This is a genomic window from Allobosea sp. 10N428, assembly GCF_056394545.1.
In genome coordinates this window covers 15,204-39,534 of the sequence record NZ_JBFTIC010000011.1, presented here as the reverse complement: position 1 = coordinate 39,534, position 24,331 = coordinate 15,204, and the positions used below count along the sequence as shown (strand labels likewise).

28 protein-coding genes and 2 pseudogenes are annotated in these 24,331 nt (G+C 62.6%); 20 read left to right on the top strand and 10 right to left on the bottom strand.

The window, feature by feature from the left end; genetic code table 11:
* Positions 1-2 precede the first annotated feature (2 nt).
* The 7 genes from AC1DDA_RS24260 (at position 3) to AC1DDA_RS24230 (ending at position 5,131) form a co-directional block, all read left to right on the top strand.
* Positions 3-173, top strand: a complete 171-nt coding sequence (locus tag AC1DDA_RS24260; RefSeq protein WP_476797726.1) for a cbb3-type cytochrome c oxidase subunit 3 — start codon at positions 3-5, stop codon at positions 171-173.
* A 3-nt stretch (positions 174-176) separates the two neighbouring features.
* The gene (gene ccoP / locus AC1DDA_RS24255; RefSeq protein ID WP_476797725.1) at positions 177-1,052 is read left to right on the top strand and encodes a cytochrome-c oxidase, cbb3-type subunit III; all 876 of its coding nucleotides are present in this window, start codon (positions 177-179) and stop codon (positions 1,050-1,052) included.
* Complete coding sequence (locus AC1DDA_RS24250) at positions 1,052-1,258, top strand: hypothetical protein (protein WP_476797724.1); 207 nt, start codon at positions 1,052-1,054, stop codon at positions 1,256-1,258. Before ccoP ends, AC1DDA_RS24250 begins: the two co-directional genes overlap by 1 nt.
* A gap of 11 nt (positions 1,259-1,269) precedes the next feature.
* Positions 1,270-2,055, top strand: a complete 786-nt coding sequence (locus tag AC1DDA_RS24245) for a DUF2189 domain-containing protein (protein WP_476797723.1) — start codon at positions 1,270-1,272, stop codon at positions 2,053-2,055.
* A complete protein-coding gene (locus AC1DDA_RS24240) occupies positions 2,052-4,310 on the top strand; it encodes a cation-translocating P-type ATPase (RefSeq protein ID WP_476797722.1) in 2,259 nt (752 codons plus the stop codon). Before AC1DDA_RS24245 ends, AC1DDA_RS24240 begins: the two co-directional genes overlap by 4 nt.
* Positions 4,307-4,516, top strand: a complete 210-nt coding sequence (gene ccoS, locus AC1DDA_RS24235) for a cbb3-type cytochrome oxidase assembly protein CcoS (protein WP_476797721.1) — start codon at positions 4,307-4,309, stop codon at positions 4,514-4,516. Before AC1DDA_RS24240 ends, ccoS begins: the two co-directional genes overlap by 4 nt.
* A 363-nt stretch (positions 4,517-4,879) precedes the next feature.
* Positions 4,880-5,131: a hypothetical protein gene (locus AC1DDA_RS24230; RefSeq protein WP_476797720.1), complete on the top strand. Its 252-nt coding sequence runs from the start codon at positions 4,880-4,882 to the stop codon at positions 5,129-5,131.
* Between the two features lie 67 nt (positions 5,132-5,198).
* Here AC1DDA_RS24230 and AC1DDA_RS24225 read toward each other — a convergent pair whose 3' ends face one another.
* Positions 5,199-6,344, bottom strand: a complete 1,146-nt coding sequence (locus AC1DDA_RS24225) for a PAS domain-containing sensor histidine kinase (protein ID WP_476797719.1) — start codon at positions 6,342-6,344, stop codon at positions 5,199-5,201.
* On the bottom strand, positions 6,310-7,107 hold the full coding sequence (locus AC1DDA_RS24220) for an alpha/beta fold hydrolase (protein ID WP_476797718.1): 798 nt from the start codon (positions 7,105-7,107) through the stop codon (positions 6,310-6,312). Before AC1DDA_RS24220 ends, AC1DDA_RS24225 begins: the two co-directional genes overlap by 35 nt.
* 266 nt (positions 7,108-7,373) lie before the next feature.
* On the opposite strand from AC1DDA_RS24220, the gene AC1DDA_RS24215 reads away from it, so the two are divergent.
* Positions 7,374-7,628, top strand: a complete 255-nt coding sequence (locus AC1DDA_RS24215; protein WP_476797717.1) for a DUF6894 family protein — start codon at positions 7,374-7,376, stop codon at positions 7,626-7,628.
* 180 nt (positions 7,629-7,808) lie between these two features.
* Here AC1DDA_RS24215 and AC1DDA_RS24210 read toward each other — a convergent pair whose 3' ends face one another.
* Positions 7,809-8,222, bottom strand: a complete 414-nt coding sequence (locus tag AC1DDA_RS24210) for a LysM peptidoglycan-binding domain-containing protein (protein ID WP_476797716.1) — start codon at positions 8,220-8,222, stop codon at positions 7,809-7,811.
* Positions 8,223-8,628: 406 nt separating this feature from the next.
* Here AC1DDA_RS24210 and AC1DDA_RS24205 point away from each other — a divergent pair, with 406 nt between their 5' ends.
* Positions 8,629-9,852 (top strand): RNA-guided endonuclease InsQ/TnpB family protein, encoded by a 1,224-nt coding sequence (locus AC1DDA_RS24205; protein ID WP_476797715.1) that lies wholly within the window; start codon positions 8,629-8,631, stop codon positions 9,850-9,852.
* A 302-nt stretch (positions 9,853-10,154) separates the two neighbouring features.
* Here AC1DDA_RS24205 and AC1DDA_RS24200 read toward each other — a convergent pair whose 3' ends face one another.
* Both AC1DDA_RS24200 and AC1DDA_RS24195 read right to left on the bottom strand, forming a co-directional pair.
* Positions 10,155-10,946, bottom strand: a complete 792-nt coding sequence (locus AC1DDA_RS24200; protein WP_476797714.1) for a GGDEF domain-containing protein — start codon at positions 10,944-10,946, stop codon at positions 10,155-10,157.
* Positions 10,927-11,538, bottom strand: coding sequence for a PDC sensor domain-containing protein (locus AC1DDA_RS24195; protein ID WP_476797713.1), 612 nt, complete (start codon positions 11,536-11,538; stop codon positions 10,927-10,929). The genes AC1DDA_RS24200 and AC1DDA_RS24195 overlap by 20 nt, the downstream gene beginning before the upstream one ends.
* A 259-nt stretch (positions 11,539-11,797) precedes the next feature.
* Here AC1DDA_RS24195 and AC1DDA_RS24190 point away from each other — a divergent pair, with 259 nt between their 5' ends.
* The 3 genes from AC1DDA_RS24190 to AC1DDA_RS24180 all read left to right on the top strand — a co-directional run bounded on the left by AC1DDA_RS24190 (position 11,798) and on the right by AC1DDA_RS24180 (position 13,922).
* On the top strand, positions 11,798-12,124 hold the full coding sequence (locus tag AC1DDA_RS24190) for a hypothetical protein (RefSeq protein WP_476797712.1): 327 nt from the start codon (positions 11,798-11,800) through the stop codon (positions 12,122-12,124).
* A 273-nt stretch (positions 12,125-12,397) separates the two neighbouring features.
* Positions 12,398-13,579, top strand: coding sequence for a YihY/virulence factor BrkB family protein (locus AC1DDA_RS24185; RefSeq protein WP_476797711.1), 1,182 nt, complete (start codon positions 12,398-12,400; stop codon positions 13,577-13,579).
* An 82-nt stretch (positions 13,580-13,661) separates the two neighbouring features.
* Entirely contained in the window at positions 13,662-13,922 is a 261-nt protein-coding gene (locus AC1DDA_RS24180) for a hypothetical protein (protein ID WP_476797710.1), read from the top strand.
* A gap of 455 nt (positions 13,923-14,377) precedes the next feature.
* Here the strand turns inward: AC1DDA_RS24180 and AC1DDA_RS24175 are convergent, their stop codons facing one another.
* Positions 14,378-15,289: an NAD(P)/FAD-dependent oxidoreductase gene (locus AC1DDA_RS24175; RefSeq protein WP_476797709.1), complete on the bottom strand. Its 912-nt coding sequence runs from the start codon at positions 15,287-15,289 to the stop codon at positions 14,378-14,380.
* 48 nt (positions 15,290-15,337) lie between these two features.
* Positions 15,338-15,970, bottom strand: coding sequence for a DUF6766 family protein (locus tag AC1DDA_RS24170; RefSeq protein WP_476797708.1), 633 nt, complete (start codon positions 15,968-15,970; stop codon positions 15,338-15,340).
* Here AC1DDA_RS24170 and AC1DDA_RS24165 point away from each other — a divergent pair.
* A pseudogene (locus AC1DDA_RS24165) lies at positions 15,897-16,337 on the top strand (NAD-dependent epimerase/dehydratase family protein); the annotation flags it as partial. The gene AC1DDA_RS24170 and the pseudogene AC1DDA_RS24165 sit on opposite strands and share 74 nt — an antisense overlap.
* 183 nt (positions 16,338-16,520) lie before the next feature.
* Here AC1DDA_RS24165 and AC1DDA_RS24160 read toward each other — a convergent pair.
* Entirely contained in the window at positions 16,521-17,027 is a 507-nt protein-coding gene (locus AC1DDA_RS24160; protein WP_476797707.1) for a YciE/YciF ferroxidase family protein, read from the bottom strand.
* Positions 17,028-17,536: 509 nt separating this feature from the next.
* Between AC1DDA_RS24160 and AC1DDA_RS24155 the strand changes: the two genes are divergently transcribed.
* From AC1DDA_RS24155 to AC1DDA_RS24145, 3 genes are all read left to right on the top strand, one after another.
* Complete coding sequence (locus AC1DDA_RS24155) at positions 17,537-17,962, top strand: low affinity iron permease family protein (protein ID WP_441471273.1); 426 nt, start codon at positions 17,537-17,539, stop codon at positions 17,960-17,962.
* A 686-nt stretch (positions 17,963-18,648) separates the two neighbouring features.
* On the top strand, positions 18,649-19,512 hold the full coding sequence (locus tag AC1DDA_RS24150) for a tyrosine-type recombinase/integrase (protein WP_476797706.1): 864 nt from the start codon (positions 18,649-18,651) through the stop codon (positions 19,510-19,512).
* A 15-nt stretch (positions 19,513-19,527) separates the two neighbouring features.
* On the top strand, positions 19,528-20,742 hold the full coding sequence (locus AC1DDA_RS24145) for an IS91 family transposase (RefSeq protein ID WP_476797705.1): 1,215 nt from the start codon (positions 19,528-19,530) through the stop codon (positions 20,740-20,742).
* 809 nt (positions 20,743-21,551) lie between these two features.
* Here the strand turns inward: AC1DDA_RS24145 and AC1DDA_RS24140 are convergent.
* Positions 21,552-22,166 (bottom strand): hypothetical protein, encoded by a 615-nt coding sequence (locus AC1DDA_RS24140; protein WP_476797704.1) that lies wholly within the window; start codon positions 22,164-22,166, stop codon positions 21,552-21,554.
* A gap of 31 nt (positions 22,167-22,197) precedes the next feature.
* Between AC1DDA_RS24140 and AC1DDA_RS24135 the strand changes: the two genes are divergently transcribed.
* The gene (locus AC1DDA_RS24135) at positions 22,198-22,329 is read left to right on the top strand and encodes a hypothetical protein (RefSeq protein ID WP_476797703.1); all 132 of its coding nucleotides are present in this window, start codon (positions 22,198-22,200) and stop codon (positions 22,327-22,329) included.
* Between the two features lie 191 nt (positions 22,330-22,520).
* Here the strand turns inward: AC1DDA_RS24135 and AC1DDA_RS24130 are convergent, their stop codons facing one another.
* Positions 22,521-23,168, bottom strand: a complete 648-nt coding sequence (locus tag AC1DDA_RS24130; protein WP_476797702.1) for a hypothetical protein — start codon at positions 23,166-23,168, stop codon at positions 22,521-22,523.
* 297 nt (positions 23,169-23,465) lie between these two features.
* Between AC1DDA_RS24130 and AC1DDA_RS24125 the strand changes: the two genes are divergently transcribed.
* From AC1DDA_RS24125 to AC1DDA_RS24115, 3 genes and pseudogenes are all read left to right on the top strand, one after another.
* On the top strand, positions 23,466-23,621 hold the full coding sequence (locus AC1DDA_RS24125; RefSeq protein WP_476797701.1) for a hypothetical protein: 156 nt from the start codon (positions 23,466-23,468) through the stop codon (positions 23,619-23,621).
* Positions 23,618-23,764 (top strand): annotated as a pseudogene (locus AC1DDA_RS24120) (DUF6074 family protein); the annotation flags it as partial. The gene AC1DDA_RS24125 and the pseudogene AC1DDA_RS24120, both read left to right, overlap by 4 nt.
* Positions 23,765-23,852: 88 nt before the next feature.
* Entirely contained in the window at positions 23,853-24,311 is a 459-nt protein-coding gene (locus tag AC1DDA_RS24115; protein WP_476797772.1) for a hypothetical protein, read from the top strand.
* Positions 24,312-24,331: the final 20 nt, after the last annotated feature.

Genomic DNA, 24,331 nt, shown 5'->3' with positions numbered 1-24,331 from the left:
CCATGGACGTCGATCATTACGACCTGGTCGGTTTCGCCAAAAGCTGGGGGCTGTTCTATCTCGTGGCCATGGCGATCGGCGTGCTGATCTATGCGTTGTGGCCGTCGAACCGGAAGCGTTTCGACCGCGCCAAGAAAAGCATTTTCGATGAAGATGATAGGCCGGGGGACTGAGCGATGGCAGATGCGACGCGCGATCCCGTCACGGGGACAGCAACAACTGGCCACGAGTGGAATGGCATCGAAGAGCTCGATACGCCGATCCCGCGCGTTGTGCTGTTCTTCCTGGCTGTCACGACCCTGTTTGCGATTGGCTACTGGCTGCTGATGCCGGCCTGGCCGCTGGGCGTGACCTATACCAAGGGGTTGCTCGGCATCGACCAGCGCCAGGTCGTGACCGAGCAGGTGCGCGATGCGGCTGCCGAGCGGGCAAGCTGGACCGCGAAGATCGACAAGGCCTCCTTCGCCGAGATCGCCGCCGACCCCCAGCTGATGCGCCATGTCCGCGATACCGGCCGCACGCTCTTCGCCGATAACTGCGCCGCCTGCCATGGTACGGAAGGCCGGGGCGGGCCGGGCTTCCCCAATCTCGCCGCCGGCTCCTGGCTTTGGGGTGGTGCGCCGGAGACGATAGCGGAAACGATCCGCGCCGGAATCAATGGCTCGGCCAAGGACACGCGTACCGCGCAGATGATGGCCTTCGGCCGTGACGGCATCCTCCAGCGCGAGCAAGTGCTCGCCGTCGCGTCTTATGTCCGCTCGCTGTCGGGCCAGAAGCTCGACGCGGCCGAACAGGCCCGCGTGCCGGCCGGCAAGGAGGTCTTCGCGGCGAATTGCGTCGCCTGCCATGGCGAAAACGCCAAGGGCCAGCACGATCTCGGCGCGCCGGATCTGACCGATGCCAACTGGATCTATGGCGGCGACCTGCAATCGGTCGTCAACAGCATCCATGGCGGGCGGCAGGGCCACATGCCGAGCTGGGAAGGCCGGCTCTCGCCGACCGATATCAAGATGCTGGCGCTCTATGTGGGCACGCTCGGGGAGGCGAAGTGATGAGCGCTCCGACTGAAGGCGGCGCAAGGCGGCACGGCGGGCGCAGGGCTTTATGGCTCATGCTCGCCGGCGTGCTTGCGGGCGGGCTCATTCTCGCCAATGCCCATCTGATCTATGTCGCGGTCGGCTCGCAGCCGGATTGTGTGCCGCATGCGAAATCGGCGAGCGAGGCAGGCGGGTTTCGCGCCGCCCGCCCGTCCTGCTGAAGGAGGAGCCCATGGCTGCGATCGGGAATGGCCAGGAGATGCCGCTGCCCCTCTCTGCGCGGCGTAGACGAAACCTGCCGGCGGGCGCTGCCTTGTCCTGGCTCGGGGCGGGCTGGCGTGATCTCTGGCACCGCCCGGCGCCCAGCCTGCTTTATGGCTTCGCCGTCTCCGTGGGCTCCGCCGCGGTCATCTGGGGGCTGTTCCGACTAGGGCTCGACTACATCCTGTTCCCGGCGCTGGCGGGCTTCATGGTGATGGGGCCGCTGCTCGCGATCGGGCTTTATCAAAAGAGCCGTGCCATTGAGAGAGGCGAGTCAATCAGCCTTTCACGCATGATCTTTGTCAGGGCTGCAGCGGGCGGTCAGGTCTGGTTTACCGGCGCGATCCTGTGTCTGCTTATGTTGCTCTGGATGCGGGCCGCGGTCATCATCTATGCGTTGTTTTTCGGCTTTCGACCTTTCCCCGGCTTTAACGACATCGCCGCGATGCTGTTCGGAACACCGGTTGGCTGGGCGATGCTGCTGGTCGGCACGGTTGTCGGCGGTCTGTTCGCCGCCTTCTCCTTCGCGATCAGCGCCTTCGCGATCCCGATGCTGCTCGATGAACGGGTAGATGCCTTCACCGCAATGGGCACCAGCATCTCGATGGTCTTCCGCAATCTTCCGGTGATGCTTGCCTGGGGTGCAATCGTGCTTGGCCTGTTCCTCGTTGCTGTGGCTACAGGGCTGCTGGGCCTGATCATTGTCTTTCCGCTGCTCGGTCACGCAACTTGGCACAGCTATAGAGCGATCAAGTGAGCTGCTGCGCGCCGCCAGTCGATCCCTATGGGGAGTTCGATGGCTCGGCCGCGCGACAGGAAATCCGGCTCGCCAGCCGCGATCTCGGCGATGGACTCTGGCAATGCGATCTTGCCGTGCCGGGCGTTCACTGTGCCGCCTGTATCCGCGCGGTCGAAACGGGCTTGATGCGCGTCACCGGCGTCGAGCACGCCCGCGTCAATCTGTCGACGCGGCGCGTCGCGGTGAAGTGGCGCGGGCAGGAAGCGCCTGACCTCTTGGCAGCGCTGGCGACCCTGGGATATCCGGGCCATCTTTTCGAGACCTTTGCCGATCAGGCTGATCCGGAGCTCACGCAGCTGGTCCGAGCGCTGGCGGTTTCCGGCTTCTGCGCGATGAACATCATGCTGCTTTCGGTCTCAGTCTGGTCCGGTGCCGAAGCGGAAACGCGCAGCGCCTTTCATTGGATTTCAGCCGGCTTGGCGTTGCCTTGCCTTCTCTATTCGGGCCGGATCTTCTTCGCTTCCGCCTGGTCGGTGCTGAAACATGGCCGCACAAACATGGATGTGCCGATCTCCATCGGCGTCTGCCTCGCCTTTGCCTTGAGCCTGTACGACACGATCCATGAAGGGGCGCACGCCTACTTCGACGCGGCAACCTCGCTGATCTTCTTCCTGCTGATCGGCCGGACGCTGGACCACCTCATGCGCGAGAAAGCGCGCGCCGCAGTGCGCGGCCTGATGCGTCTGGCGCCGCGCGGCGCGACGGTTCTGCGCAAGGACGGCAGTCGCGACTACGTGCCCATAACCGAGATCGAGCCCGGCATGCGCCTCGCGCTCGCGGCCGGTGACCGCATTCCCGTCGACGGCATCGTCTCGGAAGGCCTTTCAGAGCTCGATTGCGCCATCGTCACCGGCGAGAGCGCCCCCCGCCGCGTCGAGCCCCGTTCCGTGGTTCAGGCCGGCACGCTCAATCTGTCCGGCGCACTCGTCATCAATGCTTCGGCACGGGCGGACAGCTCCTTCCTCGCCGAGATCGTCAGGCTCATGGAAGCCGCCGAAGGCGGGCGCGCCCGCTATCGTCGAATCGCCGATCGCGCCTCGGCGCTTTACTCGCCAGTCGTCCATGCCGCCGCCTTCCTGACCTTTCTCGGCTGGATGGCGCTAGGCGGCGGCTGGCACCAAGCGATCACGGTCGCCATCGCCGTTCTGATCATCACCTGCCCCTGCGCGCTTGGCCTCGCCGTGCCAATCGTGCAGGTGGTGGCATCGCGGCGGCTCTTCGAGAACGGCATCATGGTCAAGGACGGCTCGGCGATCGAGCGCATGGCCGAGATCGATACAGTGGCCTTCGACAAGACGGGCACCCTGACCCTGGGCCAGCCGCGCCTCATCAACGGCAAGATCGCGCCGGGAGTCATGTCGATCGCGGCGGAGCTTGCGCGCCATTCCAATCATCCGCTGTCGCGGGCGATTGCTGCTGTGGAACCGTCGGGCGCTCTGGCCATGTCCGATGTACGTGAACACCCAGGGCTCGGTCTCCAAGCCGGCCTACAGGGGCGCGTTTATCGACTAGGGCGGGCCGAGTGGGCTTTGGACGGAGGCGCGTCGCCACAAATTGCAGCGAGTGGCACAGTGCTCAGCTGCGACGGCGTCTCCGTCGCGAGTTTCACGTTCGAAGAAGCAGCGCGCCCTCGGGCGCGGGCGGCCATCGATTCCTTGCATGCTGCAGGGTTGGACGTCTGCTTGCTTTCCGGCGATGCCGTCGATGCCGTGCGGGCGATGGCGAGCAAGCTCGGGATCGGCTCTGCCGCTTCGGGTTTGCTGCCAGCGCAAAAAGTCGAGCGGCTCGCTGCCTTGGGGGGCAAGGGCCGGAAGGTGCTGATGGTTGGGGACGGTCTGAATGATGTTCCCGCTCTCGCCGCTGCTCATGTCTCAATGGCGCCTGCATCGGCTGCGGATATCAACCGCAACGCGGCGGATTTCGTGTTTCTGCGCGAGGGGCTCGACGCGGTTCCGATGGCGTTCGCGGTCTCGCGGAACGCAGGCCGTCTGGTCCGGCAGAACTTCGCGCTTGCAATCGCCTACAACGCCATCGCCCTTCCGATTGCGATCGCGGGATATGTCACGCCCCTGATCGCGGCTTTGGCAATGTCGCTATCCTCGACCCTCGTCGTCGCTAATGCATTGCGCCTCGACGCCAGCGCGCATCTTCCATCGCGCGATGCGCAGCCGGATTTAAACGCTCTCGCTGATAGCGTGCGGCCAGGCGGATGAGTAGCCTCGCTTTTCTAGTGCCGCTGGCCCTCGTCCTCGGCGGGGCCGCGCTTGCCGCCTTTCTCTGGTCAGTGCGAAGCGGTCAGTACGATGATCTTGACGGCGCGGCCGAGCGCATCCTGCTGGACGAGGAGAACGATCGCATCTCCGACCCGAGCAACTCATCGAACGGCCGCGAGAACGACAGTCCGTCTGAAAAAAGCTAGTTTTTGCGGCGATCAGGCCGTGGGAGTCGTGAGCAGCATTGAGGTGCAGCTCGGAAACAGCACGGGTCTTGGCTGGTGCGGGGCTACTAGTGATATTCTTCGCTAAGGAGAGCGCTCATGCCCAGTTCTCGGTTTTCCACCAAGTTCAGGATAGGCCAACTCCCTGACGCTTATGGTAGCGAGTTCCCCACTCGATAACCTGAATGGCCTTTTGGCTTGGGCGACTTGGTGGGTCGGATCGGCGCCCTCTGCCCCATCGAGCAGTTTCGGAACAGCTTTGCCGCTCGGCAGTTCCGATTTGGATTGCCGCGACAAAGACCAGCAACGAGCCCGCTTCAGAGCGCAGCCTTAAGGAGCACAAAAATGGCGGAGGAAATTGAAAATGTCACAGATACAAATATGGAGCAGATTAAAATTGCGCTGAATGCATTATATCTTTGTATCGGGTATTCAATGAGGCACATTTCCACGCAGGAAGGCGCCGAAGCCGCCGAGAAATTTAAGGCAGAGTTGTTAAATGCGCTCAAGAATGGCGACATTGATATGGCCCTGTTAGAGGAACGCAAGACTTTCGATCTTATTATATCAAAAATAGAGTCTCTCACTGTCGCCTAGTCTACCGGGAGCGACCTGCCGATGAACCCTAGTTTGTTCCGAAAGCCCTATCGCTCGGACGAGGTCGTCAAGGCCCTTCGTCCGCACGGCTGAGCGGCATCTCAAACGTGAACCTTGTCTCGACTTCTGACGAGGCCACCGTGAGGACCCCACCATGCGCCTTCGCGATCATCGAAGCGATGTGAAGGCCAAGACCCAGCCCGTTCGCGCTGTTGTGGACGTTACCGCGGAAGAACGGTTGGAACAGCTGCTTCATTGCCGCCGGTGGAATGGGCTTACCGGCATTCGCCACGGAGATCCGCAGGACCTCTTCGTCCGCGAAGGCATCGACCCGCACGGGCCAATCGATCGCCCCGTGCGTCAGGGCGTTGCCGATCAGGTTCGAAAGTAATTGGCCGATCCTGGACTTGTCGCAATCGATCGGCCGCCGAATCGATATGATCGCTTCGATCCTGACGTCCGGATGCACCTCCTGAAGCTCGGCGATCACCTGCCGAAGCATCGGCTCCAGGTCGGTTGTGGCGTTGCGCGTCAGCGTCAGGCCCTCGCCGAGCTGGCCGCGAGCGAAGTCCAGCACGTTATCGATCAAGCCGGACATCCGCAGGGAACTCGCCTGCATCAACCCGATCAGCCGCGCCTGTTTCGCCGTCACCGGCTCCTTGCTGACCATGCGCAGGCCAGCCTGCACTGAGGCTAACGGATTGCGCAGGTCGTGGCCGAGAACGGCGATGAACTGCTCACGCAGCGCTCCTAGGGCCTTTTCGTCGGCCAGCCCCTTAAATGCCTGCTCGCGCGATTCCACCAGCGATCGTTCGAAGCTACGCCGTTCGGTGGCCTGGAACACGATCAGCCGAGTATAGACCAGTTGGTCCCGGTCATCCCTGCGCTCGTTGGCGCTGATGAAAACCGGGATCCGGCCAGCGTCGGCCGTCAGTAGGTCCATGGCGATCTCGGTGACGAAGCCCTGCATACGCAACGTGGGAACTACGTGGGTTTCATAGAAGATGCGGCCCGGCACGGAGAGCCACTCGCGGAATCTGTTGCCTACGAGGTCCTCAGCCGGCGTGCCCAGCCAAGTCGAGAGGGTGGCATTGATTGATGCGATCGTTCCATCTGGAAGCAGGACAACGTATCCGCATGGAGCATGCTCGTAGATGTCGGGCAGCGACAGATCGAAGTCAGACAAATGCGCGGATCTCCCGGATGACCTCATTGGGCGCGCTTAGGTTCGGGCAATGGCCGGTGGCGTCGAGCAGCACGTACTGGCTGCCCGGCACGGCGTCGTGAACGTATCTCCCTACCTTCTCGTCCGCGATGATGTCGTCGCGGCACTGAAGGATCAGCGTCGGGACAGAAACGCTCGCGAGATCGGCGCGGTTGTCGGATGAGAATGTCGTGCGGGCGAAATGCCGCGCAATCTCGGGGTCCGTCCGACAGAAGCTTGCCGTCAGCTCCTGCCCAAGCTCGGGGCGGTCCGCGTTTCCGATGATCGCGGGGGCCATCGCGTTCGACCAACCCATGTGGTTCTCGGCCATAGAATCGAGAAGACCCTCGATATCCGCTGCCGAGAAGCCTCCCCTATAGTCGCCGTCATCGATGTAGCGCGGTGACGGCCCGACCATTACCAAAGCCGAGAACATCCCCGGAGCCTTGGCGGCGGCGAGCACGCCGATCATCGCGCTGACGGAGTGACCGACGAACACGGCATCGTCCAAATTAAGGGACGTGCCGATTTCGACCACGTCATCCGCATAGCCCGAAAGGGTTTCGTATTTCGAAGGCGAGAACGCCAAGAGATCGGACCCGCCGGCACCGACGTGATCGAACAAGACGGTCCTGTAGCTGTCGCGGAACGCCGGCTCGACCAGGCGCCACATATTCTGATCGCAACCAAACCCGTGAGCAAACATCATCGGCCGGGCGCCGGCCCCAGCGACCTTCACGTTATTGCGTTGGAGCCCGAGCTTTGCGTGCATCACAGCGTCTTACCGCGATACCCTCGAATTGTCTTCCTACGCTTGAAGCCTTGGCATGATGGGACGCAGTTGTCCGAGCCTGGCACTGCGACGCCTAGCGACTGGAGGGGATGGAACCCCCCCAGTCCCCCTTTGGTGGTTAACAGCTCGGCCGCCCTTCTCAGGCGTTCTATCCGTTCTTTCGCTGTTAGCACGCCGCCTTCGTAGTTAGGTTCTGGAACCAAAAGGACCCGATCGCATTTCTCCAAAAAAAGGAGGAATGGCCTATGCCCAAGTTTCGGTTCACAACTCAGGACGGGAACAAGATCGATCGAGACGACGTGCCGCTAGAATTTCCCGACGAGAAAGCGGCAACCGACGATGCGCAGAGGGCATTGGTCGACATGGCGGATGACAAGCTGCCAGACGGCGAGCGCGCGGACTTGAGCGCATCTGTTGAGAACGAAGCAGGAGAGGAGATCTATCGCGCTTCGCTTACATTCAAGAAAGAAGCGAGTGCAGGGTCCAGCGGAAAGAACTGACCCGGAAGCCTGCCACGCCCCGTCACAGCTAATCTGGCCCTGAAATATATGACGGGCGAACCAGCTCCCGAGCCTTCATCGCAGAACAAAAAGCATGCCGGGTCGAAATCGGAGCTATTCCAGGAGATGCCCCGCGGGTCTCATCTAGGGACTACCGAAATCTGCGTCCATCACGCAGAACTATGTGGCCTTTACGCGCATGAGCGGAGGTCTGTTGATTATACCAGATCTCGTCTCAATGCGTCGATGGTGGGCGCGTTGGGACAATACGCTGAGTAGTTTGGCGCTGAATTCTGTCGGCTCAGCTCGCGCCGGCAACGGCGGGTCATAAAGCAGCCGGAGCACAATCTGCATATCCCGCATTACGCTCGATTTGGCGTCGGCCACCGTCTCGGGATTTAGGCCGGCTCGGGTGAGCTGTCGGGGAAGGAGCTCTGAGTTGCCGCTCTTGGAGTTCGCCAGCGCAGAGAAATCAGAGACAGACATCGCGTTGTCTCGCGCGAGCTGGGCGATCGTCTCCTTATCGAGCGCCTTCATTTCCTTCCAGGGAAACTGCGCTTTTAGCCAATGCCGGACCGATTCTGATAAACGCATGATCGTATCCTCCCTACGCTGCAATTTTCCGGTTTTGGCGGCGCCGTTCGTTGCGCTAGCTCAAATCGAAACGCCATTTCGAATGCCAGCCTGGCCGCCGTCTCAGAGCGACGCCTTCCGGGACAGTTCACGCGGGTAGAGCGCCCCGATGCAGATAATCAACATCTCGCCGGCACAGCCCACCGCAGAAGCAGCGCAATAGGCAGCCTGATCGCGCCTCCGGAAGCTGGGGTGAGCGATGCGCACCTAGAGGGCGATGTAGAAGCATCCGCCAGCGCCGGCTGGCACTCTTGGCCCCGACGCGCGAATGGGAAGGGCGCTCCGACATGCGAGGTTGATCAGCTCTTGACCGGGAGGCGGAACCAGGCTGTCTTCGTTAGGAACGTTTGAAGAACAGCCGGACCTGATGCTGCTGACTTATCGCTACAAGCTGAAGCCGACGCGGGCGCAATATGCGGCTCTCAATCGGCTGCTTGAGGCGCAGCGGCAGCTCTACAATGCAGCGCTGCAGGAACGCATCGAGGCCTGGCGCAAGGCCGGCAAGTCGATCTCGAAGATCGACCAGAACAAGTCGCTGACGCAGATCAGGAGCTTCGACGAGACCTATGCGTCAATGCCCGTCTCGCTCTCGCGCTGGTCACTGGCGCGGCTCGACGACGCAATGGGGGGATTCTTCGCGAGGGTGAAACGAGGGCAGAACCCGGGCTTTCCCAGGTTCAAGCCTCGATCGAGGTGGAGCAGCTTCGGATTTGTCGAGTGGAAAGGGATCAGGCTCGTTTCTGATCGGCTGATGTTGAAGCCGATTGTTGGAGCGCTGCGCCTCAACCTGCATCGCCCAATCCCGGAAGGTTCGTCGACCAAGTCGTGCACCTTCACCCGGCGTGGACGGCACTGGTGGATCACCCTGGCCATCGACGTCGCCGTGGCTAAAGCTCACGCTGCGCCGGAGAGCACTGTCGGTGTTGATGTCGGGATCGAGTATCTCGCGACGCTGAGCGATGGTGTGCATATCGAGAACATTCGCCCGCGATCGCGCCGAGAGAAGGAACTGCGCCTTGCCCAGCGCGCGCTCGCGCGCTGCAAGCGCGGCTCTAAGCGGCGGCGCAAAGTTCGGGAACGTGTCGCGATCGGCCATCGGCGGATCCAGCAAGCGAGGAACTCCCATCTCCATGAGGTCTCAGCCAAGCTGGCGCGGCGCTTTGCCTTCATCGCTGTGGAGGACTTGAAGCTGAGGAACATGCCCAGGTCGGCGCGCGGAACAGCGAACGATCCTGGCACGAATGTCCGGCAGAAGGCCGGCCTGAACCGGGCGCTGCTCGATGCAGCTCTCGCGCGTCTGATCCGGATGCTGACCTACAAGGCTGAGAGAGCCGGTGGGACGGTCGTCAGGGTCGATCCACGTCGCACCTCGTTGGAGTGCTCCTCCTGCGGAACAATCGTGGAGAAGACGCTCTCCGAGCGTCGCCATGCCTGCGGTTGCGGTGCTGACCTGCATCGCGACCACAACGCGGCGAACAACATTTTAAACAGGGCTCTGGTCGCCCACGGGCGGGCTATGCCGCCCGGAGACGGTAACGTGGGGCATCAGCCCGTGCGTCGTCTCGGAACCGCGGTCACGGAAGCAGCCTAGCGGCCGAAGTTCCCGTAACCTGGCGTCAGAGGATCAACCTCAGGTGCCGGATAGCCATGGGAAGTATCGGGAAGATCGCGTCAGTTCGGCTCTCCAAGCGATCAGCCTCTCGGCCTTCAAAGCTCGATTTGGCATCATCCCCCCGGCGCCGCGCATCCCCGCCCTTCGCCGTCGCTCGAAGCGCGACGGCAGCCTCGCGACCTGGGTTCGACAATTGATTGCTTACGATTAAAAATGAGGTCGTCGGCGGTTGGGGCAGCCTCCCCAACCCGCATTGGATGTTCGATCAGCAGCAGCTCGCCTTAGTGATCGCGGGCCTTATGAATTGGCCATCCGACCACTTGACCCGCCATGACGATCTGGTTCCGGCCTTCCGCCTTGGCTGCGTAGAGAGCACGGTCAGCAGAGGCAACGAGGAAGTGCGGATCCAATTGGGCTGTTGAACGGGGTTGAAAGGTCGCTCCGCCAACACTGACCGTGACGCGATGTGAAAAGCGGTGAGCGCCATCCTCGAACGAAAGCCGCGCGACAGCGTCGAGAATCCCCTCCCCGACCTGCCTACAGCCTTCAGCATCAGTGCTCGGAAGTAACATGGCGAACTCCTCACCACCATAGCGGGCCGCCACGTCGGCGGGCCGACGAGCCTGACCGGCAACCACGCCCGCAACGGCTCGTAGACAGCGATCACCGTCCGGGTGTCCGAAGCGGTCGTTAAACGCTTTGAAGTGGTCAATGTCGATCATGAGCAAAGAGAGCGGGTTACCTTCGCGCCGCGCTCTGGACCATTCCTGCTCCAGACGCTCGTCAAAGGATCGGCGGTTCGCGACGCCAGTCAAGCCATCGGTTGCGGCCAAAGCAGTGAGCTTAGCCTGAAGATCCTGATTTTCGGTCATGTCGCGAGAGAGGGCAACGACGCCGTTAATCGCCCCATTGTCTGATCTTCTTGTGACACTCGCGCTCGTTTCGATCCAGATTTCCCCCTTCTCTCGATGCCTATTCCGGTAAAGAATCCTGGCCTCAGTCAGGTCCCCGGATTTCAACGCCTCGATCGCTTGTTGGACTCGCGGAAGATCTTCAGGATTGATCCCGGCCAAGGCTGAAGTGCCTACAAGCTTCGCCGGTGGCTCCAGCAAAGCTGCCGTCCGGGTGATTGAACCGCCGGGAAATCGTGAGAATCCACTGACCCCCAGAACGGCTTTTAATCGGCGGCCCCAGAAACAGGCGACCATCATCTGTGTGCCGGTGATGTCGGAAATAGGCTCGATCACTGTTATCGAGCCCCTCGCGGTTGATGGTTTCCGTTGTCGCCAGCCAGTGCCCCTTTTCATCGTAAACAAAGAGCGCTCGGATGCTGCCCAAGGTTGCCTTCCGCATGTCTAGGAAGTGTTGAACGGCCGCGAGCGCAGGCTCATCTGTGCCGCTTGCCTCAAGGCGATTGGCCAATCCCATCAGGGTGGCATCAGCAAGGTCGATAGTGTCATCAGCATGCTGGGTGAGCGACCGCGCGAGATTGGCCATCTCGGTCTCAGATCGATGCAACGTGGAGCTGCGGGTGTCCCATTCATGCCACGCGCTCAAAGCGAGAATGGCAACACAGACCAGCGCCACAAAGGCGCCTGCCCACGCTGGAAGACGCGGTGGCCGGGTAAACCGGTCGCCCGTCTGGGAACTCAGATAGGGCTCCATAGCGAGCACCTTGACGTGACTGGATTAATGGATTGCGAACGATCGCGATCTGCGGGTCAAGGGGCGTCGAACAGCCTGCCTCCTAATGGTTCTGACGCACCATCCGGGGCTTTCGGCGAAAGATCTCCCTCGCCCCGTCATGGCGCGTTTTCCGCCTTGCCGTTGTTTAGCCAGAGTGGCAAAAATCGGTGCGTCGCCTTGGGCCTGTTATCGAAGGACACGGTGGAAGGGCCTGGCTTCCTGCTCGCGGGAGGTAGAAATGATTAGTGGGACAGGAATACTGGTCCTGCAGAATGGGCGCGAGATTGCTGCCCATTATCAGTTCGGCGGCGACGAGGACGATCGACGCGCCGGATATCTGCTCTGCGACGTTTCCCAGATCGACCCGGCTGTTTTGTGCCAGCGACTAGAACTCGTCTGCGCCGATGGCGAGGTCATCGTTCTTGCCGTGATGCATTCGCGTGACAAGCATCTCGGAGTGATCGGACGGGTCACGACGTCAGGCAGCGGCGCCACCACCCCGAAGCCGGCATTGAACCTATCGAGCGCCAAGCGGTTCGACCCGACGACGCTACATGGCTCGTGAAAGAGCTACCGATCCTCGCCCCCGGCCGTTGGAGCGTCGAGCTCGAAGTTCTGGTCTCGGATTTCAAGATGATTCGTCAGCGCCGGCGGTTGAAACAGGTGGCCTCGCGGGGCCGCCGATCCTGGCGCTTTTGCAGACTCCAAAGCTGATGGAAGGGCCGTTCTCTCGGGCGGTGAATCGCCGTCAACGTTGAGCGAGGTGCTCCTATAGTTGCCCGATTTGATGTCGAGGGGATGCTGCGCTGATCTGTCCGATGGTGTGGATCGGACCGCCGTGGACACGCTTGGCATCCATGATGCAACCTTTCCCACTCGCCCGCAGTTTCCGGATTTTGGGGCGAGGCACTTGCGCACTCTAGCTATTTTGAAACAGGCAACGCTCGCGGCCCTGGCCGGTCTAACGGCATCGTTGATGGCGGTGCAGCTGTACTCGTTGCTCGCGGCCGGTACTCGCAGCGGTACCGCCCGCGGTAGCTCCGCCGGTACTGACGGTTCCGATGCCGACGCACCGACCGAAATCCCGCCGAGAGGCTGGCGCGATATTCTTTGGCGGACATATGGCGAAGTCAGCAGGGATAGGGTGCTCGCGGTAGCTGCAGGCGTAACCTTCTACGGCTTGCTTGCGATATTCCCGGCGATTACGGCCTTCGTATCGCTGTACGGTCTGGTAGCCGATCCGGGAACAGTCGCTGAGCAACTCTCGGCAGCGGAGGGCATGCTGCCGGGTGGCGCGATCGAGATCATACGCGATCAGATCGTGCGCATCTCAACGGGAAACGAGACCAAGCTCGGCTTCGCCTTCGTCCTCGGTCTTGGGATATCGGCGTGGAGCGCCAATGCAGGAGTGAAAGCTGTCTTCGACGCGCTCAACGTCGCCTATGGCGAAGAGGAGAAGCGCAGCTTTATCCGGCTCAACCTGACCTCGCTCGTCTTCACGCTCGGCATTCTCGTGTTTGCCGTGCTCGCAATCGGCGCGGTGGCCGCCATCCCGGTCGTCCTTGATTACCTCTACCTCGGAGACGTCGCGGAATGGCTGATATGGCTCGGCCGGTGGCCCGTCTTGGTCGCCATCATGATGATCGGGCTCGCGGCGCTCTACCGCTTCGGGCCGAGCCGTGACGATGCCCAATGGAAATGGGTCAGCCCAGGAGCAATGTTCGCAAGCGTAGCGTGGTTCCTCGGATCGGTTCTGTTCTCTTGGTATGTCGCCAGCTTTGAGGATTACAATAAAACGTACGGCGCGCTCGGCGCTGTGATCGCTCTCCTAATGTGGATGTGGTTGTCAGCGACGATCATTTTGGTCGGTGCCGAACTGAATTCCGAAACTGAGCGTCAGACGCTTCGCGACACCACCAAGGGCGCACCGCGACCGATCGGACTGCGCGGCGCAGACGCCGCTGACAACAAGTCTGATGACGAACACAAGTCGGTTAAAAACCAGTCCGCTCAACGATAACGGCGAACGCGAAAACCCGGGAACCGTTGGCGCGAGTGCCCGTTGAACGCTCATCATAAGCTGCAAGCTTTGGGAGCGCAAAATGGCAGATGAGAACGAACTCGGCCAGACAGGCGGCGATGGTCAGCGCTCGCAGATGGAGGCAGCCCGAGCCGCAGCGAGCGAAGTTTCCGAGAACCTTAAATCGGTCGGCATCGACACAGACCGTATGACCGAAGCGGCGGGTGAACGGGTGAGCGAGTTGCAGCGCCTGCTGGTCGACGAAGTGAGAGCGCAGCCGCTACGTGCCCTTGCCTGGGCCGCTGCCGCCGGAGTGATCTTCGGTTTCTGGGCGGCGAAGTAGGCCATGGGCGGCCTTGTCGCCCAACTCGTATCTGTGGCGACGGGCGCGCTGAAGCGCCATTTGATCGTATATGGCCTCTGGGTTGCCAGCGGGCTTTTCGCGGTCTTCGCGGCCGGATACGCGCTTAGTGCACTCCATGCGGCGCTCATGTTCCGCTGGGGCTCGATAACGGCGAGCCTCGTCGTGGCTGGGGGGCTGTTGCTCTGCGCAATAGGGCTCATCATCGCCGGATACATTCTCTCTCGGACTCCTCCTCCGCCTTCGCTATACCAGCGCCTTCAAACCTCTCCTGATATCTCGCGAACGGCGAAGTTGCTGACGCGGCCGGAGCGGACGATTGTGCCGGCCGCAGCCGGTGCAATCGCAGGCGCTGTGGCCGTCGGTACGATGGCTTATTTCTTGAGAATGGGCAGGCCGGCCGTCCGTGCGGACTGGCGCGACCGCGATCGATCCGTTTAGCGCAGGATCGGCTTGGCCGTAGCCAGGTCATTGCGGATCGTTGTCGCGGCGACACCAGCCTCCCCCATCGCGTGGCTGATCTGGTCCAGCCCGACCACGACATCGCCGGCGGCATACAACCCCGGGACATTCGTGCGCTGGTGGGCATCGACCTTGATGCAGCCCTCGTCCGTCAAAGCGGCGCCGAGCGACGCCGCCAAGTCCGAATGAATCTTGGAGCCAAGGGCAGGATAGACTGTATCGAAAGACATCCGCCGCTGCCCTAAGCTGACGTTTATCCCGGTCTGGTCGAAGGAAAACTCGCTCGGTCGACCCCGGACTAACTCAATTCCGACCGCGCCGATCCGGCTAAGATCCTGCTCGGTCAATTCGGCCTGCTGATCGAGGATCAGCGTCACCCGATCGGTGAAGGACCTTAAGAAGATAGCCTCGGTCAGAGCGCGCTCGCCGCGGCCAATGACACCGACGTTCATGTCGGTCACTTCGTAGCCATCGCATACCGGACAATAGCGCAGCCTCCCAGAGCGCAGTGCCTCGGCATGGAGAGCCTCAGGAATATCGGGCCGCCGGTTGGTCACCCCGGTTGCAAGAAGCACGGTTCGTGCAGGGCCGATCTCCCCGCTACCGCTTGCCTTGAACCCAAGAGGGCCTGCAACAAGTTCGCCGACGTGGGTTTCGAGGTGGCGCGCGCCATATTTGTGCGCCTGGTCGCGCATGCGCTCTAGCAGATCCGCCCCGGCAATGCCTTCCGGGAACCCAGCGTGGTTGTGAGTGCAGGGGATTTGCCGCGCCCGGCTGTTGCCGTCGTCGGCCACCGTCACGGACAGATGAAACCGCGCCAGATAGATCGCCGCGGTCAGCCCCGCAGGTCCGCCTCCAATGATCAGGCAATCTAAGGCTTCGGGCATCGCTCGCCTTTCATCGATCAGTTCGGTTCCTGTCTGCGCGGTGCAACCTCACGCGCCCGTCTCGTCATTGGTGGCGGCCGCCGGCTTCGATTCGGGAGAGCCGAGCTGCCGCAAGAATATCGACAATACCACCAGCAGGGCCGTCGAAAGGAACTCTGACTGCCAGTTCTGGAAGGATTCGAACCAAAGCTGGGAGTCTCCGACATATTCGAGCGCCGACTGCGGCGCCCGGCCATGTAGCGACGCTTCATGGTTAGCTGCGACCATGCTGAACCACCAATGCAGTACAAAAGACATCCCGAATAGGACCGCCAAGGCGATGCCGAGCGATCGTTCGTAGACCCACGCGAGGATCGGGCGACGGTCGCGCCAAGGAACTTCGTCTCCGTCGCGCTGAGGGTCGTCGGGATCGCGTGACTCCGCCGAGCCGCGCTGGAAGAGCATGGCAGTCAGGACGACGTAAACCGCCATCTGAAGAAACTCGCTCTCCCAGTTTTCGAATAGAGCCGCCAGGAAGGTCCCCCCGGAAAGGTAGGCGCCCAATCCGATTGCAGCTTGACCATGATCCGAAAGTTCCTGGTTGCGTGCTGCATGCCCCGTCAGGGCCATGCCAATCAGGGAAGCTAGGAACATCGCCGAAAGCGCCAACGTCAGCCCGTTGTCGCGCAGGAAGTGCCGCATTTGGCGATGCCCCTTCTCGTGTTCCTTCGGCCGGGGAAAACGCCTCCTATCCCTTCATGTTCCCCGGCCGATGAGACGTGGGAACATCGCGAGGAAGCTCTGGTTGGGGCTGCACGGCACAATCCGGAGAATCGCCGTGGACCGCATCGCTGTCATCGGAGCCACGGGGCTGATTGGAACCAGTATCGCTGCCGCGCTGATTGCCCGCGGCGTCCGGGTCGTGGGCGTAGCGCGTCATGTCGGGACGCCCCCGGCGCCAGCCTCGATCGAATGGAAAGCCGGCGAGCTGGGCCACACCGACGGAGCCGAATGGGAGCATCTGCTGACGGGCGTCGCGGCGGTCGTGAACTGCGCAGGGGCTCTTCAGGATGGGCCATCTGACGATCTGCAGCAGACCCACCAAACGGGGTTGGCTAGACCTTCCGGAGCCAATATTCTTTGCATATCCACGCAGATGGGGACGGTGCGATCGGTCAGCAGCGAGAATTGCTCCGAATGCCTTCGTCCCAGGAAGGCGCGCCGGCTCCCGAAGCCGGCGCGCAATTCAGACTCACGCAGCCTTGCCCTGCGCGTTCTTGTTGACCGCGGTGACGCCGAGCTTCGTCAGGAGTTGGTCCGTCGTCTCTTCCTCCCGGAGCGTCTGTTCGAGCAACGCCGCCGCATCGTTGAGGCCGAGCTGGGTTGCCCAGGTCTTCAAGGTCCCGTAGCGCGTCATCTCGTAGTGCTCGACGGCCTGCGCCGCAGCGACCAGTCCAGCGTCCAACGCCGCGCTGTCGGCGTACTCCTCCATGATCTCCTTGCCCTCTTCAATGATGCCGAGGATGGCGTCGCAGGTCTTGCCGCGGGGAGCCTTGCCGGCAATCTCGAAGACTTGGCTGAGACGTTCGATATGGGTCTCAGTCTCGTCGCGGTGCTTTTCGAAGGCGGCCTTCAGGTCGGGCGATGATGCCGCCTTCGCCATTTTCGGCAGCGTCTTCAGGATCTGCTTCTCGGCGTAGTAGATGTCCTTCAGGGTGTCGATAAAGAGGTCGTTCAGGGTCTTGGGCTCGCTGGCCATGATCGGCTTCCTCCTTAGGGGTGAGAGCGATCCAACGGTTTGTCTCCGCCCAAGTTCCGCGGTCTCTACTCCCGATACGGTTCAGGAGAGTGTTTCTCGGAGCGGCGCGCCTTTTTGATCTCTTCGTCACTGCGGGCCTCGACCCCGATGAGCGAGCTGCGGGCTCCCTCCTGAACCCGAATGAGCTCAATTTTTCGCATGCAGGGCCGTCCCGTCGCGGTTCTTCGTGGCTTGGAGGAGGAGCAAAAGAGTGACCGTGCTGATCGCCACGCTAGCTCCTCCCAGGACGTGATCGTCTCCTGAAGCGAACGCGGGGACTCAGGTCAGGGACAAAGTCAAAGCCACCACCAGCATCGCGGGCCGCCCGGCGAAACGGGCGCACCCAGTCGAGAATGCGTCGAACCACTTCATCTCGTCCTCCGATGCGGTCGATCCGGAACTCGCCGGGAGCTCTGCCGGTTCAAATGCTCTGCGGACGGAGGCGTCGCCAACGGGGACCGAGGTGCACCATGTCGAGCTATGATCATATCATTCACAAGGACAACAAGGTGTCCTTGTTCACCCGCGTCGCTCAGGCGGTCGCCAGTTGGACGGGCAAGCCGATCACATTCTTCGTGGCGGTCGGCTTGATCCTCATCTGGGCCCTCTCCGGCCCTATCTTTGGCTTCAACGATACATGGCAGCTCGTCATCAACACCTCTACGACGATCATCACCTTCCTGATGGTGTTCATCATCCAGAACAGCCAGAACCGCGACACCGCCGCTATGCAGATTAAGCTCGACGAGCTCATCATCCGGTTGGAAGGAGCGCGCGAGGAGCTCCTTGATCTGGAGGAGCTGGACGAAGAAGACCTGGTGGTAATCAGGCGTGACTTCTGCAAGCGCGCGTCCAAGGCGCGGCGCAAAGCCGAAGATGGGTCGAATACCGCCTGAACCTCGGACACCTCGCCGCTTCTGCGATGGGTATTTGCGAGGAACACATGGATCGGTTTAAGCGCGGGCCGACAGCGGCGGTGCGTTCGGACCCACCGCGCTACCGGGTTCGCGGGCTCGCCCTCCTCTGGCCTGCGCTGCCCGCGTTGAAGCCAAGGCGCAACATCCTTGATATCTCATCGTTCGAACGGATGCGGCTTCGCGTCAGTAACATCGCAGCTGGCCGAGGAACCATTCCGACGCCGCTCCGTTTGCCACGTATCAGGATACTCGCGACCGATTTGTCGCCGGCAGCTCCCGAAAATCTAAGTAGACCGCCCGTTACTCCTTCGGCTGGGGCTCAAGGAGATTGCCGATGTTCATGCGGGTTGATCAGCTTCAGGCTGAACTACCACCGCACATGGTTCCTGGCAGGGTTTGGACCTGGATCGTCGAAAATGCCGACAGCTTCAGGAACGCGCGGAAGACGTTCGACGAGAGCCGCGAAGGCAGTGGATGACCGGAATGCCGGCAATCGGCCCGTGACGATCGTGAATGCCGCAAAGCACTTCAAGTACCGTGCGGCGCCACTGGACTAACCCGCTCTCGCGGGAGGGCGCTGCGGCGCGTTCATCGCTGAGATTTCGCATGTGAGGCGCTGCATCCGAGGATTTCGGGGTCGTTTCCCCTGATCCCTGGAGGTCTCCATGATCGATGCCGTCACCGTCAGTCCGCTGCGCCAGCGGATGATCGAGGACATGACGATCCGCCAGTTCGGCGAGCACACGCAGCGCGATTATGTCCGGCAGGTCCGTGAGTTCACGGCCTTTCTGGGCCTGCCGCCGGATCGGGCCGAGCCGGAGGATTTACGGCGCTACCAGCTTCACCTGGCCTCGCTCGGCGCGAGCTATTCGCGGATGAACCAGGCCTGCACGGCGCTGCGGTTCTTCTTTCACGTCACGCTGGGCCGGACCGGCTTCGGCGACCGCATGGCGCGGATCCCGACGCCGGAGCGCCTGCCGGTGGTGCTGGGGACCGAGGAGGTCGCGCTGCTCCTGGCACATGCGCGGAGCCTGAAGGACCGGGCGGCGCTCAGCATCGCCTATGGCTGCGGACTGCGGGTTTCGGAGATCGCCAATCTCAAGGTCGGCGACATCGACAGCGCCCGCATGCTGATCCGCGTCGAGCAGGGCAAGGGCCGCAAGGACCGCTACGTCATGCTCGCGCCCGACCTGCTCGACCTCCTGCGGCAATGGTGGCGGGTGAAGCGGCCGCGCGGCTGGCTCTTCCCCGGCCAGCAGCCGGGCCAGCCGATCACGACGCGCCAGCTCAACCGGGCCTGCCATGCCGCGGCCGTTGCGGCCAAGCTCGACAAGCGGGTGTCGATGCACACGCTGCGGCACAGCTTCGCCACCCACCTGCTGGAGCGGAAGACCGATATCCGGGTGATCCAGGTCCTGCTCGGTCACAGGAAGCTCGACACCACCGCCGTCTACACCCGCGTCGCATTGAAGACGCTGCGCGAGGTGACCAGCCCGCTCGCCCTGCTGGCGCTGCCGCCACCGCCGTAACGCTCCGCGCCGATCATGGCGCGGCCTTCGCTGGAGGTCGCGGATATCCTGAACCGGCATGGCGAGGCTTATTCCGCGCGCCATCGGCTCAGCCGTGGCCAGCTCAAGGTGATGGGTGCGATCCGGGCCTGCCGCACGGCTGCGCTCGGCGGCCATGTCATGGCCTGCGGCGACTGCGATCACGCGACCATCGCCTACAACTCCTGTCGCAACCGGCACTGCCCACGCTGCCAAGGCGCGGCGGCGAAGGACTGGCTGGCGGACCGGCAGGCCGATCTGCTGCCCGTGCCTTATTATCATCTCGTCTTCACCCTGCCGGCGCCGATCGCAGTGGTCGCCTATCAGAACAAGGCCGAGGTCTACGGCCTGCTGTTCAGGGCTGCAGCCGAGGCGCTCGCCACCATCGCCATCGATCCCCGGCATCTCGGCGCCCGCATCGGCTTCACCAGCGTGCTGCACACATGGGGGTCGGCGATGACGCACCATCCCCATCTCCACATCATCGCACCCGGCGGCGGCCTTTCGCCGGACGGCTCGCGCTGGATCGCTTGCAGGCCCGGCTTCTTCCTGCCCGTGCGCGTGCTCTCGCGGTTGTTCCGACGGCTCTTCCTCGAAGGGCTCGCCGCTTTCAATGCTTACGGGCGGCTCTCCTTCCAGGGCGATCTCGCCCATCTGGCCAAAGCTAATGCCTTCGCCGCCATGCTGGCGCCGCTGCGACGCGCCGACTGGGTCGTCTACGCCAAGCGACCCTTCGGTGGCCCCGAGGCCGTGCTGGCCTATCTCGCCCGCTACACCCATCGCGTCGCCATCGCCAACAGCCGCCTCGTCGGCATGGATCGGCACGGGGTCACGTTCCGCTGGAAGGACTATCGCGCTCGCTCCGCCGGCAAGGCCTGGCGAAAGACCATGACGCTGACGGCCCACGAGTTCATCCGCCGCTTCCTGCTCCACGTCCTGCCCGACGGCTTCCACCGCATCCGCCACTACGGCCTGCTCGCCTCCAGCCGCCGTGCCGACACCATCGCCCGCATAAGGGAGATCATCGCGGCGGCGACGCCGGCCACGACGAAGGCAGATCGTGAAGCAGAGATCCCGGCCGAACAATGCGATCCGGTCGACGAGCGGAGGCCGCCTTGCCCCTGCTGCGGTGGCCGCATGATCCTCGTCGAGCGCTTCGCGCCGGGCACAGCGCCGCGCACCATCTTCGCCGTCAGGTTGGACACCTCATGACGATGGCGCCGCAGCGACACCATGAGGAACAACGACCGGTCTCGGCCAGAGAGCGGGCGATCCCTATCGCGTTGATCGCGGAAATGCACCTTGCGGCGATCCCGGATCCCTCCCAGGTGCAGCAAAACCGGGGCTTCCGGGCATCTTGGTCGGAGCATCGCGCCGCCGTCCCGCGCCTCGCACGATCCCACCCACCAGGCCGCGCGACGAAATCCGCATAGCACACGGCCCCGGGCCGCGGCTTCCTCCCCTGGAGGTTTTCGGACGCCGGCCCTCAGCCCGGTCCGAACCCGCTCGCACGGGCCGGCATCCGAAACCCTTCACAACACCGGACATTGGATGACCGCCTGGAAGCGGAAATTCTGAGAGGCACACTCTCGCTAGTCGAGAGACAGGTAGAGCTCGTTGTCGGACGGAGCGCAGTTCGAGCCGATCGGCTCGTGCAATGCGCGGAATCTCGCATGCTGCACGGTGGGGCTCCTTCAGACCTGCCGATGTGGAGATATGAACGACGGGTCCCGCAGGATGACGTCCTGATTCGGTTGTCCTTGGTCGTAGGGCGGCGGGATGATGGGCGAACGGCGGTTGGCGCCAGGGGCACTGTTCTGAGAGTTCAGCCTGGAGCGCCACGTGCCGACCGGTCACTGGGTGCGCGCCATCGACCGTCGATCTCTCGGATATCGTCCGCGTTCGGGACAGTCTGTGCCCGACCGGAGACAGTCCGGACCTGGCTCGCGGAATGCGAGGCGAAGGCACTTGTGATGAAGGAGGGCCCGGCGCAAGGCTGATCCACTCCAGCAGCAGTCGCATCAGCCGCGGCGCAGTTGTGGGCCAGATGCCCGAATGATTTCGGCTATCTCAAAGATCACCGGATCAGAGAGCACCACAGCGGCGTACCAGTCGGAAACTTTGGAGACATCCCTGGCGAAGGGCAGGACGACGATCTCCGGCCAAGCAGCAAAGAGCCTAGGGCCATAATCTGTGCTGCCATGCTTGAGCGTGTTCGCCAGCATCAGAACGGCATCAAGCTTGGGGTGGGTATCGAATCCCTTTGTGTGAACTGCTGCCTTAAGACTACGGAAGCCGGCCTTCGTATCACAGCCGGTCCAGTTCTGCGCCGAGCGCTCCCAGAAGTGATAAAACTGGATCGCGAAGGCCTTGCGGAGACCCATAGCGGCCTCATAGACGTTCTCGATTTCCATTTCTAACAGCGTTTCCCGGTCCGAGAGCACTAGACCGTCTTCATCGACCTCCCGATCCGGCTCGGCGCCACCTGCGATATCGTCGAGATAGCCGGACAGGTTCGATTTTGCCTGATCGAGTTCGAGGAACAGCGCACGCGCAGCGGTCGTGTAGCTTCGACTCAGCGTCTCGACACCGGAGTTAAAGTACCAGCCCTGGAAGCTCCGCCAGAATTCAGACATTTCAACGCCGCAGGCGAGCGGGCGTAGGATGATGCGATTTAACTCCACCGAAGTTGTCGCACCGCGAACAGCCTTCGTGCCGCGTCTCGTGCTCGAAATGGGCACTCTGGCCACCGCCCGCGCGGTGCGCATGCACCCGGCCAAGGCACTCGCGGCAGCGTAGCAGCCGATCGCGCGGATAGCGCAGGGCCTCATCGACGCTAAGAACGTGCCAAGCACCATTGGCCCAGAGTTCGCAATCCGACGCCAGTACCGCCACCGCTAGCCCCCCGCAATCCGCTGCGCAAGACCATCACGGCCGGGAGCGTGGCGCAAGCCGGCGCCGGCCAAGAAGTAGGCGCCAGAGGATGGCGATCAGGCCTGAGGCAACCCGCCAGCTTGGGGCGTCTTGTCCGGGAACACTTCCGGAGTGAAGGCAAAGTGGCGCATCCAGCGGCGCCATCCCTTGATTTCGACGCAGGTATGCTCCCCGCGATCGTTCGCGCGCTGGACAGCGTTGTACGCCATGCAGTTCACCGCGTGCATGATCGGGGGCTCATCGGCTTGAGATCGAGCGATCGCAATCCGGATTGCCTTGACCTCGTCGCCCGCCTCGATGCGCTCCAGGATGGTGACAGCCTCGCGCTTCAACATCGCATGCACTCGCGCCTTGCCGGAGATGTCCCAGGCGATATCGGCCGCTCCAATCAGTGCGGCGGCCATGCCGAGATATTTCGCGTCAAACCAACCCAGCGTTTGCGTGATTTCGGCTCCGGCGCTCGCTCCTGTGACGATCACCCAGAACATCAGGAACTTGTGAAGGCGAGCGAAAAAGCGCTCGCGATCGTCGTGGTACCAGATGCCGCGCTCGCAGCGCATTCGCTCCTTGTCACGATCCGTCAGCGGGAGTCGCGCGGTGGACGAGGGTCCGCCGGAATGCGGATCGATCCGTCTTTCGTCCCCGGCGTCGGCCGCGGCGGCGGAGGAGGCTGAGGTGGCCTCGGCGGATTGGCCATGGACCATGATTCAGATCCTTCCATTCGTGATCTCCAATCGGACGCTCGGTTGGCGGTTGCGAGGCGTGCGCCGGTTTCCCGACAGGCGCACGCCACCATCATACAGCCGGCGCCGTCATGGAGAAGAGCCCGCGTGAGGGCTTGCAACAGACATGGTGCCCAGCCCCAGGACAATCCAGCCGATGGAAACAATCTCCCTGTCCATCGTGGACATGCGGCCTGACGGGCTCGCGCTCAACCGTGGCGGCCGCCGGCTGCCGACCTTCGCCGTCGTCGTTGCTGATATCCGTCTTCAGGGCTGAGCGTGGTCGAGCTCCCTGACGGCAAGCTCACCGTTTTTCCGCCGAGCCTGACGTTCGGCACCGATCGCGTGGTGTTCCCAAACCGGGAGTGGGTGCTGCAGCTCCGCGCCGCGGCGATCGAGCTCTATCGAGACGAACTCAAGCGAGAGGTGAGATGATGGGCGAAGTGATCCCGTTCCCCCGCGTGCGCAATCGTCCGTGGGCAGCGCGTCACGCAAGATGCATGCGGCAAATGGGTCCGGATGCCGCCGAAAGGCATATTCGGCGGCATCTCGGAACTCTGGCCGGTCGTCTGACGAGCATAAGCATTGCACCCGCGCTGCTCCGGAAAATCGCTGTGATGCATCTTCGCGATCGACGACGGCGGGACGGCCGCGAGACGTGCCATCATGACCTCATTGATCTCGGCAGCCCGATCCGGCTCGACATGGCGAGCGAGCCTCCCGCCGTCGAGCATAATAAGAGCGCATGGCACAGAACTCGGCTTCGGAATGAAAAAAGGGGTGCGCGGCTTCACCGGCCCGACGGATGACGAGGCCCGGCTGAAGCGCGACAAGCTGGTAGACGAGATGAAGTCGCTGACGGCCGAGATCGAGAAGCTCCGGAAGCTCCAGCAGGATGCGCGCCAGGGCGCCACGATCCAGCAGCAGAGCTTTGACGGATCGGGTCCGTTCGCGGGGCTGATCCCAAAACGCGTTGACCGGTGGGATGGTGGCATCCGGGAACGCCGCGCGCGGGCTGGCCTCGCCATGGGGCGGCACTGGCGGCCGGTTCCCGGCGCTGCGCTCGCCGTCGGCGGGCATGCGGGCCACGCGCCAAGCATTGACCGGCGAAGGCACGGTTTTTAACAACGATCCTATGCTCGACC

Coding starts and splice junctions, on each gene's coding strand:
- AC1DDA_RS24160 (WP_476797707.1), bottom strand. CDS start 17,027: ATGGCCAGCGAGCCCAAGACCCTGAACGACCTCTTTATCGACACCCTG.
- AC1DDA_RS24140 (WP_476797704.1), bottom strand. CDS start 22,166: ATGTCTGAATTCTGGCGGAGCTTCCAGGGCTGGTACTTTAACTCCGGT.
- AC1DDA_RS24245 (WP_476797723.1), top strand. CDS start 1,270: ATGGCTGCGATCGGGAATGGCCAGGAGATGCCGCTGCCCCTCTCTGCG.
- AC1DDA_RS24195 (WP_476797713.1), bottom strand. CDS start 11,538: ATGGAGCCCTATCTGAGTTCCCAGACGGGCGACCGGTTTACCCGGCCA.
- AC1DDA_RS24115 (WP_476797772.1), top strand. CDS start 23,853: ATGACCTCATTGATCTCGGCAGCCCGATCCGGCTCGACATGGCGAGCG.
- AC1DDA_RS24180 (WP_476797710.1), top strand. CDS start 13,662: ATGGCAGATGAGAACGAACTCGGCCAGACAGGCGGCGATGGTCAGCGC.
- AC1DDA_RS24250 (WP_476797724.1), top strand. CDS start 1,052: ATGAGCGCTCCGACTGAAGGCGGCGCAAGGCGGCACGGCGGGCGCAGG.
- ccoP (WP_476797725.1), top strand. CDS start 177: ATGGCAGATGCGACGCGCGATCCCGTCACGGGGACAGCAACAACTGGC.
- AC1DDA_RS24135 (WP_476797703.1), top strand. CDS start 22,198: ATGCGATTTAACTCCACCGAAGTTGTCGCACCGCGAACAGCCTTCGTG.
- AC1DDA_RS24230 (WP_476797720.1), top strand. CDS start 4,880: ATGGCGGAGGAAATTGAAAATGTCACAGATACAAATATGGAGCAGATT.
- AC1DDA_RS24170 (WP_476797708.1), bottom strand. CDS start 15,970: ATGCGGCACTTCCTGCGCGACAACGGGCTGACGTTGGCGCTTTCGGCG.
- AC1DDA_RS24220 (WP_476797718.1), bottom strand. CDS start 7,107: ATGCACGCAAAGCTCGGGCTCCAACGCAATAACGTGAAGGTCGCTGGG.
- ccoS (WP_476797721.1), top strand. CDS start 4,307: ATGAGTAGCCTCGCTTTTCTAGTGCCGCTGGCCCTCGTCCTCGGCGGG.
- AC1DDA_RS24190 (WP_476797712.1), top strand. CDS start 11,798: ATGATTAGTGGGACAGGAATACTGGTCCTGCAGAATGGGCGCGAGATT.
- AC1DDA_RS24260 (WP_476797726.1), top strand. CDS start 3: ATGGACGTCGATCATTACGACCTGGTCGGTTTCGCCAAAAGCTGGGGG.
- AC1DDA_RS24130 (WP_476797702.1), bottom strand. CDS start 23,168: ATGGTCCATGGCCAATCCGCCGAGGCCACCTCAGCCTCCTCCGCCGCC.
- AC1DDA_RS24175 (WP_476797709.1), bottom strand. CDS start 15,289: ATGCCCGAAGCCTTAGATTGCCTGATCATTGGAGGCGGACCTGCGGGG.
- AC1DDA_RS24210 (WP_476797716.1), bottom strand. CDS start 8,222: ATGCGTTTATCAGAATCGGTCCGGCATTGGCTAAAAGCGCAGTTTCCC.
- AC1DDA_RS24225 (WP_476797719.1), bottom strand. CDS start 6,344: ATGAGGTCATCCGGGAGATCCGCGCATTTGTCTGACTTCGATCTGTCG.
- AC1DDA_RS24155 (WP_441471273.1), top strand. CDS start 17,537: ATGTCGAGCTATGATCATATCATTCACAAGGACAACAAGGTGTCCTTG.
- AC1DDA_RS24205 (WP_476797715.1), top strand. CDS start 8,629: ATGCTGCTGACTTATCGCTACAAGCTGAAGCCGACGCGGGCGCAATAT.
- AC1DDA_RS24215 (WP_476797717.1), top strand. CDS start 7,374: ATGCCCAAGTTTCGGTTCACAACTCAGGACGGGAACAAGATCGATCGA.
- AC1DDA_RS24150 (WP_476797706.1), top strand. CDS start 18,649: ATGATCGATGCCGTCACCGTCAGTCCGCTGCGCCAGCGGATGATCGAG.
- AC1DDA_RS24145 (WP_476797705.1), top strand. CDS start 19,528: ATGGCGCGGCCTTCGCTGGAGGTCGCGGATATCCTGAACCGGCATGGC.